This window comes from Aeromonas sp. R6-2, from assembly GCF_040908155.1.
GTDB classification, from domain to species: Bacteria; Pseudomonadota; Gammaproteobacteria; order Enterobacterales; family Aeromonadaceae; genus Aeromonas; species Aeromonas schubertii.
Genome location: NZ_JBFODE010000055.1, coordinates 152666 through 167544, shown reverse-complemented (window position 1 = coordinate 167544; position 14879 = coordinate 152666). Strand labels below are relative to the sequence as shown.

16 protein-coding genes are annotated in these 14879 nt (G+C 62.1%); 7 read left to right on the top strand and 9 right to left on the bottom strand.

The genetic code is table 11. From position 1 onward, the window contains the following. The first annotated feature begins 24 nt into the window (after positions 1 to 24). A complete protein-coding gene (locus AB5Y48_RS14610) occupies positions 25 to 1029 on the top strand; it encodes a TAXI family TRAP transporter solute-binding subunit (RefSeq protein ID WP_368164916.1) in 1005 nt (334 codons plus the stop codon). Here the strand turns inward: AB5Y48_RS14610 and AB5Y48_RS14605 are convergent. Continuing rightward, entirely contained in the window at positions 1026 to 1883 is an 858-nt protein-coding gene (locus AB5Y48_RS14605) for a LysR family transcriptional regulator (RefSeq protein WP_058628269.1), read from the bottom strand. The genes AB5Y48_RS14610 and AB5Y48_RS14605 overlap by 4 nt on opposite strands. 138 nt (positions 1884 to 2021) lie before the next feature. Here AB5Y48_RS14605 and AB5Y48_RS14600 point away from each other — a divergent pair, with 138 nt between their 5' ends. Further along, positions 2022 to 3278: an adenylosuccinate synthetase gene (locus AB5Y48_RS14600; RefSeq protein ID WP_050667158.1), complete on the top strand. Its 1257-nt coding sequence runs from the start codon at positions 2022 to 2024 to the stop codon at positions 3276 to 3278. A 65-nt stretch (positions 3279 to 3343) separates the two neighbouring features. Here the strand turns inward: AB5Y48_RS14600 and AB5Y48_RS14595 are convergent, their stop codons facing one another. Both AB5Y48_RS14595 and AB5Y48_RS14590 read right to left on the bottom strand, forming a co-directional pair. Then, a complete protein-coding gene (locus tag AB5Y48_RS14595) occupies positions 3344 to 3841 on the bottom strand; it encodes a GNAT family N-acetyltransferase (RefSeq protein ID WP_050667157.1) in 498 nt (165 codons plus the stop codon). A 71-nt stretch (positions 3842 to 3912) separates the two neighbouring features. Beyond that, positions 3913 to 4563: a glutathione S-transferase family protein gene (locus AB5Y48_RS14590; RefSeq protein ID WP_050667156.1), complete on the bottom strand. Its 651-nt coding sequence runs from the start codon at positions 4561 to 4563 to the stop codon at positions 3913 to 3915. A gap of 285 nt (positions 4564 to 4848) precedes the next feature. On the opposite strand from AB5Y48_RS14590, the gene AB5Y48_RS14585 reads away from it, so the two are divergent. From AB5Y48_RS14585 to AB5Y48_RS14575, 3 genes are read left to right on the top strand one after another with little or no spacing between them, the layout of a single operon-like run. Next, positions 4849 to 5601 carry a DUF3100 domain-containing protein gene (locus AB5Y48_RS14585; protein WP_368164913.1) on the top strand — a complete coding sequence of 251 codons (753 nt, stop codon included), beginning with the start codon at positions 4849 to 4851 and terminating at the stop codon, positions 5599 to 5601. Continuing rightward, positions 5598 to 6047 (top strand): hypothetical protein, encoded by a 450-nt coding sequence (locus AB5Y48_RS14580; protein ID WP_050667154.1) that lies wholly within the window; start codon positions 5598 to 5600, stop codon positions 6045 to 6047. Before AB5Y48_RS14585 ends, AB5Y48_RS14580 begins: the two co-directional genes overlap by 4 nt. Beyond that, a complete protein-coding gene (locus AB5Y48_RS14575; RefSeq protein ID WP_368164912.1) occupies positions 6047 to 7228 on the top strand; it encodes a M20 family metallopeptidase in 1182 nt (393 codons plus the stop codon). Before AB5Y48_RS14580 ends, AB5Y48_RS14575 begins: the two co-directional genes overlap by 1 nt. Positions 7229 to 7299: 71 nt before the next feature. On the opposite strand, the gene AB5Y48_RS14570 is transcribed toward AB5Y48_RS14575, so the two are convergent. The 4 genes from AB5Y48_RS14570 to AB5Y48_RS14555 form a co-directional block, all read right to left on the bottom strand. Next, positions 7300 to 8286, bottom strand: coding sequence for a LysR substrate-binding domain-containing protein (locus tag AB5Y48_RS14570; protein WP_368164911.1), 987 nt, complete (start codon positions 8284 to 8286; stop codon positions 7300 to 7302). Continuing rightward, the gene (gene pdxH / locus AB5Y48_RS14565) at positions 8259 to 8897 is read right to left on the bottom strand and encodes a pyridoxamine 5'-phosphate oxidase (protein ID WP_050667151.1); all 639 of its coding nucleotides are present in this window, start codon (positions 8895 to 8897) and stop codon (positions 8259 to 8261) included. Before pdxH ends, AB5Y48_RS14570 begins: the two co-directional genes overlap by 28 nt. A gap of 110 nt (positions 8898 to 9007) precedes the next feature. Further along, on the bottom strand, positions 9008 to 9325 hold the full coding sequence (locus tag AB5Y48_RS14560; RefSeq protein ID WP_060585035.1) for a hypothetical protein: 318 nt from the start codon (positions 9323 to 9325) through the stop codon (positions 9008 to 9010). Then, positions 9304 to 11298 (bottom strand): reprolysin-like metallopeptidase, encoded by a 1995-nt coding sequence (locus tag AB5Y48_RS14555; RefSeq protein WP_368164910.1) that lies wholly within the window; start codon positions 11296 to 11298, stop codon positions 9304 to 9306. The genes AB5Y48_RS14560 and AB5Y48_RS14555 overlap by 22 nt, the downstream gene beginning before the upstream one ends. A 168-nt stretch (positions 11299 to 11466) precedes the next feature. Between AB5Y48_RS14555 and AB5Y48_RS14550 the strand changes: the two genes are divergently transcribed. Further along, positions 11467 to 12678: an RsmB/NOP family class I SAM-dependent RNA methyltransferase gene (locus AB5Y48_RS14550; protein WP_050667148.1), complete on the top strand. Its 1212-nt coding sequence runs from the start codon at positions 11467 to 11469 to the stop codon at positions 12676 to 12678. A gap of 71 nt (positions 12679 to 12749) precedes the next feature. Here AB5Y48_RS14550 and AB5Y48_RS14545 read toward each other — a convergent pair whose 3' ends face one another. Beyond that, complete coding sequence (locus AB5Y48_RS14545; RefSeq protein WP_050667168.1) at positions 12750 to 13085, bottom strand: Grx4 family monothiol glutaredoxin; 336 nt, start codon at positions 13083 to 13085, stop codon at positions 12750 to 12752. Between the two features lie 286 nt (positions 13086 to 13371). Between AB5Y48_RS14545 and sodB the strand changes: the two genes are divergently transcribed. After that, entirely contained in the window at positions 13372 to 13956 is a 585-nt protein-coding gene (gene sodB, locus AB5Y48_RS14540; RefSeq protein WP_050667147.1) for a superoxide dismutase [Fe], read from the top strand. Between the two features lie 86 nt (positions 13957 to 14042). Here sodB and AB5Y48_RS14535 read toward each other — a convergent pair whose 3' ends face one another. After that, complete coding sequence (locus tag AB5Y48_RS14535; protein ID WP_368164908.1) at positions 14043 to 14858, bottom strand: VacJ family lipoprotein; 816 nt, start codon at positions 14856 to 14858, stop codon at positions 14043 to 14045. Positions 14859 to 14879: the final 21 nt, after the last annotated feature.

Below are 14879 nucleotides of genomic sequence, written 5' to 3'. Positions count from 1 at the left end.
GAGGCCCTTCAAGAGAAACTGCCAGTGAAATCCCTGCTGCTCTTGCTCGCACTATTGCCCGCCATCGCCCTGGCCGCCCCCCGCTCGCACCTGGTTATCGGAACCGGGACCATCACGGGTGTCTACTATCCGGCCGGCGGAGCCCTTTGCCGCCTGATCAACCAGGATCCCGCCCTGCCCGAGTGCGCCGTGCTCAGCACGGCGGGCTCTCGGGAGAACCTGTCTCTGCTGCAGGCGGGGAAGATAGATCTCGCCCTGGTGCAGGCAGACCTCTTGTGGGAGGCCCATCTTGGTGTGGGGAGCATTCGGGGCATCAGCCCCCTCTTCACCCTCTACACCGAGCCCCTCAATCTGGTGGTGCGGGCCGACAGCGGCATAGCGAGCCTGGAAGACCTCAAGGGAAAGCGGCTGGATCTGGGGCCGGCCGGCTCGGGGGATCGCACTACCGCCACGGCCCTGCTCGAGGCGATGGGCTGGTCCCCTGACGCCCTGCCACAGGAGAGCCCGGTCGATCGCGCCCAGGCCCTCTGTGCCGGCGAGATCGACGCCCTGTTTCTGGTCGCGGCCAATCCGAGCCAGATCATCACGGACTTGCTAGGCCGCTGCCAGGCTCGCCTCATCCCGATAGAGGGAGAAGCAGTCGAGACCCTGCTGGCCAACCGCCCCGACTATCGCAAGAGCCATATCACTGCCGGCCTCTACCCGGGGCAGGAGCAGGATCTGGCCAGCATGGGAACCGCCGCCGTGCTGGTGGCACGAGATGACCTTCCGGCAAGCCTGGTCTATCGCCTCGACGCTCATCTGCTGGCCGACATGGCGCGCTTCCAGCGCCTGCACCCCGCCTTTCTCTCCCTCAAAAAGGAGCAGATGCTCTCTGCCGTGCTGCCCCTGCACCCGGGCAGCCAGGCCTATCTGGAGGGAGCTCCGCCTCCCGCCGAGGCGGCCTCGGCTCCCGAGCTCCCCGCTGGCGACGGTGACACCGCCCCGGGTACGGTCCCCGGCGAGGCCCAGACAGGCCAGACCCCCTAGCCCCCGGCCGGGGGCATGCGACGGGCGATCTCCTCTTCCACCCAGCCCAGCAGAGCCTTGATCCCCCGTGACAGGATCTGGTTCTGGCGCACGATATAGCCGAGATGGGTGGTGGGAAATCCCGTCAGCCGTTGTACCGGCACCCCCTCGTCGCGCCGCCTGAGCAGGGCAAAATCGGGCACGATGGCAACACCGAACCCCGCCTCGGCCCAATCCAGCTGGGCATCCACACTCCCCACCTCCATCACCCTGTGCCTGCCAAGGCTCGGCAAGGCGGGATCGAGCAGGGCACGGGTGCGGGTATCGTGGCCCAACAGGATGAGGCGCTTCTCTTCCCCCTCCATCCCCTCCCCCAGGGCGCACCAGCCCACCTCCCGCAGGGCGGTGAAGTGGAGCGTATCGCTCGGTCGCTGGGCCAGCACGAAACCGAGATCGGCGCGCCCGCTCCTGACCTGCTCGGCGGCGCGATCCGAGGTGGTGTTGAAGAGGGCCAGATCCAGGCCGGGATAGGCCTGCTTGAAACGCTGGAAGGGGCGGATCAGCAAGAGGCGCGAGATGATGTCGCTCGCCGCTATGGTGATGGTGCCCTGGGCCAGATCCCCCAGGGCGTTGAGATCGGACTGACAGAGCTGCAGCTCGCTCAGGGCGCGCTGGGCGCTCACCAGCAGCCGCTCCCCCGCCTGTGTCAGGCGGAAGGGGTTACGCTCGATGAGGCGGGTGTGGGTCACCTCCTCGAGGCGCTTGAGGTGCAAACTGACGTTGGGCTGGGTCATGTGCAGCTCGGCCGCCGTCTGACCGAAGTGCTGCAGACGGGCCAGGGTCACGAAGGTATTGAGCCAGTGGAGATCGAGCATAAGCCCTCCCGGGGTGAATCAGTCTCAATTATATGAATTTCTTATCAGACAGATAAAGATAATTAATTTTTCATATTTCCCATCCCCTCCTAGGATGAGGACTTCGCGTTTTGCTACTTCCATTTTGAGGAGAAGAACATGTCGTCTATCGTCGTGGTAGGTGCCAACTGGGGTGATGAGGGCAAGGGCCGCATCGTGGATTATCTGGCAGGCCAAGCCGGCGCCAGCATCCGTTTCCAGGGCGGCAACAATGCCGGCCATACCGTGGTCAACGATCTGGGTACCTTCAAGCTGCACCAGGTACCGAGCGGCGTGTTCAACCCCGACTGCCTGGTCGTACTCGGCCCGGGCATGGTGATCAGCCCCGAGAAGCTCACCGTCGAACTCGACGAGGTGAAGGCTTCCGGCATCACCCCCAAGCTGGCCATCTCCGATCGCGCCACCCTCTGCCTGCCCCTGCACGCCCTTGAAGACACCCTGGAAGAGCAGCGTCTGGGTGATGGCGCCTACGGATCCACCCGTCAGGGCATTGCCCCGGCCTACGGTGACCGCGTCATGAAAAAAGCGATCCTGGTCGGCTGGCTGAAGCAGCCGGAAGTGCTGGTCGAGCGCATCCAGTTCTTCCTCGACTGGAAACTGCCCCAACTCAAGGCCCTCTACCCGAGCTTCGAGTTCGCCCAGACCGCCCAGGAGATGGCCGACTGGCTGCTGGAAGTCTCTGCGCCCTGGATCGACGCCGTCTGCAACGTCAGCGTTCCCCTCAAGGGCCTGCAGGCCGAAGGCAAGACCCTGCTGTTCGAAGCCCAGCTGGGCGCCGGCCGCGACCTGATCTACGGTGAGTACCCCTGGGTCACCTCCTCCCATGTCTCCGGTGCCTATGCCGGCATCGGTGGCGGTCTGCCGGGTCTGCGCCCGGAACGCGTCATCGCCGTGGCCAAGGCCTTCAGCTCCTCCGTCGGTACCGGCACCCTGCTGACCGCCATGGAGAACCAGGACGAGTTTCGCAAGATCACCAACGAGTTCGGCGCCACCACCGGCCGTCCCCGTGACGTCGGCTACTTCGACGCCGTGGCGACCAAAAACGGGGTCGAGCTGCAGGCCGCCACCGAAGTGGCCCTGACCAAGCTGGACTGCCTGACCGGTCTGCCGGATCTGAAGATCTGCGTGGCCTACGAAGGGGATCACACCGAAAACCCGATTTGGCCGCAAACCGCCGCCCTGAAACCTGTCTACGAGAAGATGGAGAGCTGGAGCGAGGACATCAGCGGCTGCCGCACCTTCGAGAGCCTGCCCAAGGCCGCCCAGCAGTATGTGCTGCGCATCGAGGAGCTGCTCGGGGTACCGGTCAACATGGTCTCCGTCGGCCCGGGTCGCGAAGAGATGATCCTGCGCTAAGCGCTTCGGATAGCAAAACGCCAGTCGAAAGACTGGCGTTTTTGTTACTGCCTCCGGGAAGCCCCTCAGGCCTCGTCAAAGAGCGGGTGATAGAGTACCTCACCGGCCACGCCGGCCAGCGAGCCGGGCTCGAGCTCCATGACCATGAAGCACTCGGCGGGCACCTCGTAGATGCAGTGCAGGCCAAAGTCGCTGGCAGGGCGAAAACCGAAGCGTTGGTAGTAGAGGGGATCCCCCAGCACCACGACGGCCTTCCAGTCCATCTCCAGCGCCGTATCGAGCCCCTCGCGCACCAGATCCGAGCCAATGCCCTGCCCCTGCCAATCCGGATGCACCGCCAGCGGCGCCAGGCCGAGCCAGGGCCCTTCCTGACCGGCGATAGTCACCGGACTCATCAGGAGGTGGCCCATAAACTCGAACTCTTCCTCCTCCACCATGGTCACCACGGCGGCGCCACATTCGCGCAGGCGGTTGACCAACTCGGCCTCATCACTACGGCCAAAGGCGGCTTCGATCAATTCCTGAACCGGCAGCATGTCGCCCGGGCGTTCGGTTCTCAGCATGAGCGTCTCTCTCGTTACGGTAGTCGCCGCGCATTATTCCACATCCCCGTTCGTTTGCTGAGCCCGGGTGGTCAAAAATGCGGGGCTGATCGGGCCTGACCCGTAGGGTGTTCACCGGCCAGGGCCTGGTTCAGGGTACGGTGCAGTGGTTGCTGCCCCATACGCGCCAGCCAGCCACGCACGGCCGGGAAGGGGTCCAGGCTCAGCTCTCCCTCTTCGGCCACATGGGTATAGGCATACAAGGCGATATCGGCGATGGTCATCGTATCGCCGCTGAGCCATTCGTGACCGGCCAGCTGACACTCCATGACCGCCAGTGCCTTCCGGGCCGGTTCACGAAGACTCAGGAGACGGGCCTCCTGATCTGCCGGGCGACCCAGATAGAGCACGATAAAACGAGAGACGGCCACATAGGGCTCATGGCTGTACTGCTCGAAGAAGAGCCACTGCAGCACCCGGGCCTGGGCCAGTGGGTCGCTCGGCCAGAGCGGCGACCCCTGGGCCAGCAGATAGAGAATGGCGTTGGACTCGCACAACAGGGTCCCATCCTCGAGCTGTAACACCGGGATCTTGCCGTTGGGATTCATCGCCAGAAAGGCCGGGGTGCGGGTCTCGCCGGCGGCGATGTCCACATGCACCCACTCGAGGGGAATAGCAAGATAACGGGCGAGCAGCCACACCTTGTAGCAGTTTCCCGAACGCAGATCGCCATACAATCGCATTGTGACTCCTTGTCATGGTTGAATCCGGGCTATTAAAGCGCGTCTGTTATCCATTTCACAACGAATTGTTAGCCGCTGGCACAGGCAGGTTAAATGGCATAGGCCATGAAAAAATGCCATAGGGTCAGTATGACCCACCTCACATCATCCCAACGCGCCCTTCCCTACTATCTGCCGGGTCCGGGGCCTGGCCCCTCTTGGCATCCATTGTGAGGAAATCATGGACTCAACCCGTTCACTCAAGCCGCTCATGGTCGGTACAGGGCAACCGCCCTGCTGATCTTCGTGGCCCAATCTCTTATCGGCAAGCAGGAGATCCAGCTCGGTATCGCCACCATCCCGGTCCTGCCCATGCTCTTTGCCGTCATCATCGGCATGACGATCTCGGCCAAGCCGGTCAAGATGCGCATCCCGCTCTGGAAGAAACTCTTCACCGAAAAGGAGGAGGGGTTCTGCGGCAAGATGGTGGGCTTTAGTCTGCTCATCCTGGGTACCCAGTATGCGGGGATGATCATTCCCAACCTGAAGATGATCTTGAGCGTCGGCGTACAGCTCTTCTTGCAGGAGATTGGCAACCTGCTGCCCATCCTCATCGCCATTCCGCTGGCGGTGAAGTTCGGCTTTGGCCGCCGCGCCATCGGGGCCTGCTCCTCCATCAGCCGTGAGCCCTCGGTCGCCGTCATTCAGGGCAAGTTTGGCACCGGCTCCCAGGAGTACATTGGCGTGCTCGCCATCTACCTGTGTGGCTCCGTCATCGGCACCCTCTGGTTCAGTGTGCTCGGCAGCATAGCGCCGCTCACCGGCCTACATCCGTTGGCGCTGGCCGCCGGCTCCGGCGTGGGCTCGGGCTCCATGCTGAGCGCCGCCTCCGGGGCACTCATCAACGGCCTCGACGAGGCGCTGGCCCAGCAGGTGCTGAGCATTGCCGCCGCCTCGAACCTGCTCTCGTCGGCGCTGGGCGCCCTCTCCCTCACCTACCTGGGACTGCCCCTTGCCGAGAAGATCTATGCCCTGACCGAAAAAGGAGAGAAGGCATGAAAAGCATCGTGATGGATATGCGCTTCGTCTTTCTGGCGATCCTGCTGGCCATGTTTACCCAGACCCTGACCACGGGCCTGCCCATCTGGCAGATGGGTGACAGCTTCGTGGCCATGGCGCTGGTGGTGTTTGCCTCTCTGGTGGCCAAACACTATCTCCCCTCCTCCCTGCCGGCCTTTGCCTATGCCACCATCATCGGCATCCTCATCTGCCTGCCGGAGACTCCGGTGCGCGGCCTCTTTATCGATGCCGTGGGCAAGGTATCCTTCCTCTCCTGCTGCGTGCCCCTGCTGGCCTTCGCCGGCCTCTCGGTGGGCGGACAACTGGAAGAGCTCAAGAAGATGTCCTGGAAGGTGATCCTCATTTTTATGATCGTCTCCACCTGCTGCTTCTTCGGCGCATCGCTGGTGGCCCAGCTCGGCTTCTCCATTCAAGGGATCATCTGATGAACACTGTCCATATTGAGTCGGCCCTGCTGGCCCTGCGCGATTTCAGCCAGCAAGTACGCCACCATCTGCACACCATCCCCGAGGCCTCCGGCGTCGAGTACAAGACCTCTGCCTACTGCCGCGAGCTGATGCAAGGCCTTGGCTACCGCCTCACCGACTACCCGGGCTTCACCGGCTTTCACGGGGATCTGGTGATAGACCCGAGCCTGCCCACCATCGCCTTTCGGGCCGACATGGACGGCCTCGAGATGCACGACACGAGCGAGGTGGCGTTCAAATCGACCCACGAGGGGATGGCCCACAACTGCGGCCACGACTCCCACATGGCGATCGCCCTGACCACGGCGAAATTTCTCGCAGAGCACAAAGAGCGGCTGACCCACAATGTGCGCATCATCTTCCAGATGGCGGAGGAAGACATGCGGGTGCCGGGGGCCGAGAAGATGGTGGAGCTGGGCTGCATGGCGGGGGTGGACGAGATCTATGCCCTGCACAACGACGGCGCCATGGAGACGGGCACCATCAAGTTCAACAGCGGCGTCATGTCCTCCTGGGGTTCGGCCTGGACCCTGGAGGTGCACGGGATCTCGGCCCACGGCTCCACCCCTCACAAGGGGCTGGACGCCATCCGCGAGGCGGTGCGCATCATAGAGGACATGGACTATATCGTCGCCAAGCGCACCAGTCCGTTCAGTCCGGCGGTGTTCGGCTGCGGCATGATCAACGGTGGCACCATTCCCAACGCCATCGCCGACCATGTGCAGGCGCGCGGCACCATCCGCGCCATGGACGCCGACACCGACCAGATCCTGAAAAACAGCTTCAGGGAGATAGTGGCCCAGAGCGAGCTGCGCGGCTTCAAGACCAGCATGGTCTATGCCGGTTATCCGGCGGTGGAGAACCACCAGGAGGCGTGCAAGCGCCTGCTGCAGGCCGCCGCCGATGTGCTGCCCGGCGAGGGGATCAACGCCCAGGGTCAGCCGATGACCGGCAGCGAAGATTTCAGCTACATGGTCAACGCCTGCCGTGGCCGCAAGGGCGCCATGTTCTTCCTCGGCAGCGGCTGCCAGGCCAAGGGGATTTGCAACTACCTGCACGCAAATCCCTACTATCTGGATGACGATTGCCTGCTGATCGGGGCCCAGATTTTTATCAATCTGGCGACCCGTCGCCCTTAAAGCCCCATCCCGATGAAACAACAAGAGAGGCCGTGGCCTCTCTTGTTGTTTCTGCGATGCCTGCCACGAGACTACAACCAGGGCAGCTCAACCATATTGGCGACGGGTGCCTGATTGATCAGATGCTGCTGCACCGTCTCCCGGCTGATATGGGGTGCATAGAGGTGGATAAAGTCGTAGATGTAATCGCGCAGGTGCTGATGCCTTCTCAGGCAGACATGGGTGGCGCTCGAGGCAATCAGATGATCGATATTGAGACAAACCAGACTCTCCCGGTCCCCCTCGTCAAAGGCCACGCTGGCTATCACGCCGACCCCCATGCCGAGTCGGACATAGTGCTTGATGACGTCGGTATCGGTGGCGGTCAGCACCGTTTTCGGGGAGAGGCCGTGGCGACCAAAGGCCTTGTCCATCTTGAAGCGACCGGTGAAACCGAACACATAGGTGATGAGAGGGTAACGGGCCAGATCGGCCATGGACAAGGGCTGACACTCCAGCAGCGGGTGACCGTGAGGCACCACCACGCTGCGCCCCCAGCGATGACAGGGGATGGCGGCCAACTCGTCGAACAGGTACATGGACTCGGTGGCGATCGCCATCTCCACATCACCGCTTTGCACCATCTGGGCCAGCTGGGCCGGCGCTCCCTGGTGAATATGGATGGCCACCTCGGGGTAGCGATGGTGGAATGCGGTGATGACAGAGGGCAACGTGTAGCGAGCCTGGGTATGGGTGGTGGCGATGCGCAGCACACCGCTGGTCGCGAGCTGCTCACCCAGAGAGAGCTGGCTGATCTGCTCCACTTGAGCCACAACCCCCTTGGCCAGCTCCATCACCCGCTCCCCCGCCGGGGTGAGGCCGACCAGATTCTTTCCTCTGCGGGTGAAGAGGGCCAGTCCCAGCTCGTCTTCCAGCATCTTCATCTGCTTGCTGAGGGTGGGTTGGGAGGTGTAGAGCCGCTCCGCCGTCGCCGAGATGTTGAAGCCGTTTCTCACCACCTCGGTGAAGTTCTTGAGCCTGGCGATATTCATCAGGGGGCGAGTCGCTCGATCTGCCACCCCTCCCCATCCCGGGTGTAGTAGAAACGATCGTGCAGTCGGTGCTCGCCCCCCTGCCAGAACTCGACCGTCTCGATCACCACCCGGTAGCCCCCCCAGAAGCTCGGCAGGGGTACTTCCCCTTTGGCGAACTTCTGCCTGAGCTCGAGGAACTTGGCCTCAAGCACCCCGCGTGCCGAGATACGCGAGGACTGCTGGGAAACCCAGGCGGCAATCTGGCTGTCTTTCGGGCGGCTGTGAAAGTACTTCATCACCTCGACCGGGCCGAGCCTCTCGACCCTGCCGGTGACATGAACCTGTCTGTCGAGCATATGCCAGGGGAAGAGCAGGCTGATGCGGGGATTGCCCTCCAACTGGAGCGCCTTGCGGCTCCCCATATTGGTGTAAAAGAGCATGCCGGCTGCATCGTAGTGCTTGAGCAGCACGGTGCGCTGCCAGGGCTGACCGTCGGCGTCCACGGTCGCCACCACCATGGCAGTGGGATCGGTGAGGCGAGCCTCGCAGGCCTGCCCCAACCACTTCTCGAATAGGGCGAGGGGCTCGGCCGGCAGATCGGCCCGGCGAAGCCCTCCCTTGGTGTATTCACGGCGCAGATCGGCGACATCCATCATCTTGATTTCCTACGGCAAAGAGGAGAAAACAGCAGGCATTGTGCGCCGGATGGGGCGATGAGACAACCTTGAAAAAACGGGGAGGCCCATGCCTCCCCGTCATCATTCGCCTACCTGGACGGTGGGCAATGGGAGAGCATCAGACGGTTATATTCCGAGGCATAGGCACTGAGCCGCTCGTGTTGCTCCCGCTCCTCTGGCCGGATCACATCCCCCAGACCATCGAGATAGCGAATACCGCACCGCGCCTTGGCCTCTGCCTGTTGCTCGGCCGGAATACCGGGTGCCACCTGGCCACGCCCGGCACGCACGATAAGCCGGGTATCGCCGGCCCCCGCTCTGGCCTCGACATCCCGCGAAGGAACATCGGCCTGAGCCTGGCAACCGCTCAGCAGCGCCAACAGGATCAGGAGCCGCGCCGACGCCACAGGGCACCTCCTGCCAGCAACAGACCCAGGATGCCCAGGGAGCCACCACCGCCCCCACCGGAAGAGCCACCTCCACTGCTTCCCGCACCATCCACGGCCGGCAGGCGTGACGAGAGGGCGAAGAAGATGTTGTCACTACAGGCAACCTTGACTCGGGCCTGAGTGTAACTGCCGGCCGGAAGCGTGACGCTGGCCGAGCCGCTGTTGGGCACCCCGGATGCCAGGGCACTCCAGCTCGTCCCCTCATCGGCCGTGAGGGAGATATCCACCTTGGCGCAGTTGATGGGGGGAAGATCCGTCTCTCCCACCTGCCAGGTGACGGTATTGGCGACGCCACGGCTGAGGGTCCCCGAAGAGGTCACCGCAAAGGGTGACGAAGTGACCCTCACATTGACCGCCTTCTCGTCACTGGTGACCCCCCCCTTGCCATCCCGGGCCGTCAGGCGAAAGTGGAGTGTGCGGTCGGTGGTCGGCCAGGCCTCCCCCTTGGCCAGGGTGCCGGAGAGCAGCGAGTCAAACGCCGGCAGGGTACGCTCCGGCAACTTAGTGGGTGGCAGGAAGCGAAACAGGGGACGGGTACCGTCATCGACCATGGTATCGGCACTGCTTGAGGCTGCGCCCAGATCGACCTGCTCCCAGGTGTAGACGAGATCGTCGCCGTCCGGATCGCTACCACTGCCTTTGAGCACGAAGGGGGTGTGCGCCGGGATAGTGTAATCGGCCCCCCCATCGACCACCGGTGGCCGATTACCGGAGGCCACTGCCGTACCACAGCCGGGTACGGTGGCGATGTGGGCCTTCATCTGCTCGATGGATTTACTGTGAAAGTAGGGATCGCTGTTGGTCTGCAGGTTCTCATCGATACTGCCGTTAGAGCAGATCCCTGCATAGGCCATGATGGTGCTGCCACTGCCCGGCTCCCAGGCCTGGGTTGCAGCCCGATTTCCACCACCACAACTGCCGGTGGTGCCATTGAAGGTATGCTCGGCACCGAGCTGGTGACCTATCTCGTGGGCCACATAGTCGATAAAGAAGGCATCTCCCACCGGAGTGTCAGAGCCGGTCATGCCACCGGCACTGTCGTCACCGGTGCAGAGTACACCGAGTGAGGCTAGCCCCCCTCCCCCTGTGTTCACCACATGGCCGATGTCATAGGTACCGATCTGGCTGCTGCTCCGGGCATTGCGCTGCACCACAATATTGGTCTCGAGATCCTGATCGCTGTTATTAAACGGGTCGGAAGTCGGGTCTGTATAGATAAGGTTGTCGTTCCCGCTGACCAATTGAAACTCGATACCGAGATCGCGTCGATAAACCTCGTTGACCCGGTTGATCAGGGTAGCGATGGCGGTCATGGCCAGGAGCTTGGAGCCACCAAAGTACCGGGTATATTCGCCGGCGGCCGACATGGCAATGGTATAGGTGCGCAGCTCATTGCCCTGGCTGACTACCTGACGGGCAACCCGCGCCTTTGGCAAGCCGAGTACCCGATCGGCCTCTTCGCTAAGGCGGCTCTGGGCATCACGCTGGTCATAGACGGCATAGCGACCGCCTGAAAGGGGATCCACATAGATGAGGCGCCCCTGGTGGGTAAAGACCGCATGAAAACCGTTGGGGCCGATATCCACGCGACCACTCTGGCTTGTATCCACAGTCCCCTGCGCCCTGAAGGTACGGATTGAGGGATAACGGGCCGCCAGATCAGGCGGCATCACATCATAGGGCTCCAGTGTGAAGTGCACGAATCCCCCCTCGGGAAGCGGCAGTTCAAGGCGCAGGTTTCCCTCATAGAGACCGGACAGGTAGTCATCTGCGGGCATCACGACCCGGTACTGACTGGCCCGCACCTCACCGCTCGCCTCGGCGCTGCCCCGCGCCGACACCGTGTGCCACTGGGCAGCCTGGAGTGGCTGTGTCGAGAAAAGGAGGGTGGCGGCAACCCACCCTGCAAGCCTGCTGATTTTTGGTCTCATGGGGTTATCCTTCACAACTTATTGTTATCAAAGGGGATCTCCATCATCTCCCCCGCACAGCACAACGTCCAGTACTCCCACCCCAGGCTACCCCGATTGGGTGAAGGTTGCGCCTCAAGAGTCTAGTCCCTATCATTGCGCGGTTTTCATTGGCCAAGGTTAATTCTCATGCTCAAGTCCCCTCTGCATCCGCGCCTCGGTGATCTGGTTGCCGACCTGCTCGATGACGTGCTCAATCAGGGCATGCCCCTCGATCGCGCCTACTCCCGCCGTTTCTCGGGGCTGAGCCTCAAGCCGTTCGAACAGGCCCGGGTCGCCCTGGTGACCGGCGATCTGCTGCGCCGCCTCAACCTCTACTGCACCCTGGCGGGGGTACAGGTGCGTCAGGCGGGCAAGATGGGTTGGCCCCTGCTGCTGGCCTGGCATGCCTTCCACCGCATCCCCATGCCCAATCACCGCAGCCTGGATCGCTTCAAGGAGGAGACCTTCCGCTTCCGCCTGCAGGATGCCAAGAAGAATCCGACCCTGATGGATGGCTGCCCCAGCTGGCTCGACAAGCTCGGCAGCGAGCAACTCGGTGACGCCTGGCCGCGCGAGCGCGCCGCCCTGGCCGAGGCCCCCAAGCGCTTCGTGCGCGTTAATACGCTCAAGGGCGACAAGGCGGCTCTGCAGGCCCAGCTCAAGAAAGAGGGGGTTGAGGCCCGTGAGGTAGAGGGTGTTGAGACGGCCCTCGAGATCACCTCGGATGCCGCCCTGTTCAAGACCAAGGCGTTCCAGAGCGGACTGTTTGAGCAGCAGGACGCCGGTTCCCAGAAAGTGGCTGCGGCCCTGGCCGTTGAGCCGGGCATGCGCGTCATCGATGCCTGCGCCGGGGCTGGCGGCAAGACCCTGCATATCGCCGCTGCCATGAAGGGGAAAGGACGCCTCATCGCCATGGATGTCGAGCAGTGGAAACTCGATAACCTGAAAGAGCGCGCCCGTCGCGCCGGGGCACACAACGTGGAGACCCGCCTCATCGAAGACAGCAAGACCATCAAGCGCCTCAAGGAGAGCGCGGATCGGGTACTGCTGGATGTCCCCTGCTCCGGACTGGGTGTGCTAAAGCGCAATCCGGATACCAAGTGGAAAGACACCGCCGAACGCCTGGCTCCCCTGGTGGCCCTGCAGGCGGAGATCCTGGAGAGCTACAGCCGCATGGTGAAGGTGGGCGGTATCCTGGTTTACGCCACCTGCTCCATCCTGCCGATGGAAAACCGCGGCCAGATCGACGCCTTCTTGGCCAAGAACGACCGCTTCCGCCTCATCGAGGACGACCACATCAGCCCGGCCGACAGCGGCTTCGACGGCTTCTATCTGGCCCGTCTCGAGCGGATCGCCTGACGATCAACGCCCATCAAAAACGCCCATAAAAAAAGGAGCCTTTCGGCTCCTTTTTTTGCTTGACGCTTCGCTCAGGCTTCATCTTGCTTGTGCTTGGCAGACGTTTCCTTGATCAGGGTCTGCAGCTCACCGGCCTGGTACATCTCCAGCATGATGTCGCAACCACCGATCAGCTCCCCTTCAATCCACAGCTGCGGGAAGGTCGGCCAGTTGGCGAACTTGGGCAGCTCGGCGCGGATATCGGGATTTTGCAGTATGTCTACATAGGCGAACGGCTCACCGCACGCCATCAGGGCCTGGGAGGCCTGGGCGGAGAAGCCGCAGCTCGGCAGCTTGGGAGAGCCCTTCATGTAGATGATGATGGGGTTCTCGGCCAACTGCTGCTTGATCTTGTCGATGGTTTCCATGAATGCCTCACATTGCACTTTGTTGCGGGCCATTCTACCCCAAGGCTCGATAACCATAAACGTACAATACGAGGGGTTTTGCGCCTTTCCCCATCAGCAGGAGCATAAATTGACCAGGATCATGGCACTTGCCGCCGGTTGTGGCCGCAACCCCTATGCTGTTACAATCCAGCCATCTCGATAAGGCAATATCCCTATCTTTTTAATAAGATTTCTTTTCCATCGTGAAAAGAAACCGCAATGTCGTGCAACCATCGCCTCGGCGATCGCCAATGGAGAGTAGACAATGGCATTCGAACTTCCCGCTCTGCCCTACGCAATCAATGCTCTGGAGCCGCACATCTCTCAGGAAACCCTGGAATACCACCACGGCAAGCACCACAACACCTATGTGGTCAACCTGAACAACCTGGTTCCGGGTACCGAGTTTGAAGGCAAGTCTCTGGAAGAGATCATCAAGACCTCTGCCGGCGGCATCTTCAACAACGCCGCCCAAATCTGGAACCACACCTTCTACTGGCACTGCCTCTCTCCGAACGGTGGTGGCGAGCCGACCGGAGCCCTGGCCGATGCCATCAACCAGGCCTTCGGCTCCTTCGCCGAGTTCAAGGATGCCTTCACCAAGTCTGCCATCGCCAACTTCGGCTCCAGCTGGACCTGGCTGGTGAAGAAAGCTGACGGCACCCTGGCCATCGTCAACACTTCCAACGCCGGTTGCCCGCTGACCGAGGCCGGTGTGACCCCGCTGCTGACCGTCGACCTGTGGGAGCATGCCTACTACATCGATTTTCGCAACCTGCGTCCGAAATACATGGAGGCCTTCTGGTCTCTGGTCAACTGGGATTTCGCTGCCAAAAACCTGGCTGCCTGATTGCCCCAATAGAAACGCCCCGCTACTGCGGGGCGTTTTTTTATGGCAAGAGACCAAGTGAAGGGGCGCCACTGCGCCCCTTTGCGTCACTCGTCGATCTCGTCCATATAGTCGTCGAGGTTGACCTCATCCTTGCTTCCCTGAGGTTTGGCATCGGGGTTAAAGCTCTTGCCATCCACCTTGGACTGATTGTACTGCAGGTAGAAGCCCTTGGTGAGGCTGTAGGGATCGAGGGCATTGTCGATAATCTGCTCTTGATCGATGAGCTTGGAGCGGGTGCCCACCCCATCCAGGGCCCAATGCACGACCTTGAGGGGGAAGGTGAGCAGGGTATAGGGGAAGTAGAGCACGTCGATGGTATCACCGACTATCTCCCGGGTCGTGGTAGGCCCGTAGACCGGCACCATCACATAAGCCCCCTCCCCGATGCGCATCCGCCCGAGCACGGTGGAGAGCTCGAGCTTGTTGCGCTCCATCCCCACGTGCTTGGCCACATCGAAGATACCGAGCAGGCCGATAGTGGTATTGAGGGTGAAGCGGCCCAGATTGGTTCCGGCCCCCTTCACGTCACCGCTGATCAGATGATTGACCATGCTGCTTGGCTCGTTGAAGTTCTCGACCAGGTTTTCGATGCCTGTCTTGACCGATGCGGGCACATAGTTGGCGTAGGCATGGATCACCGGACGCGCCACATAGGGCTCGAGCACATCATAGTTAACCGCCCACATGGCCCGGTTGGCCCCCTCAAACGGGTCCTTGGGATCGCTGGCGGTGCTCACCGCCTTGGCATTGGGGGGAGGCCCCATGGGATCGGGCAGGCTGGCGGGGGCCTCCTTGGGAGGGCCACCGGCACAACCGGCCATCAGAAGAAAAGGCAATAATGCCGCCACTCTCAGTTGCATTGCTGACACCATGACTGTAGC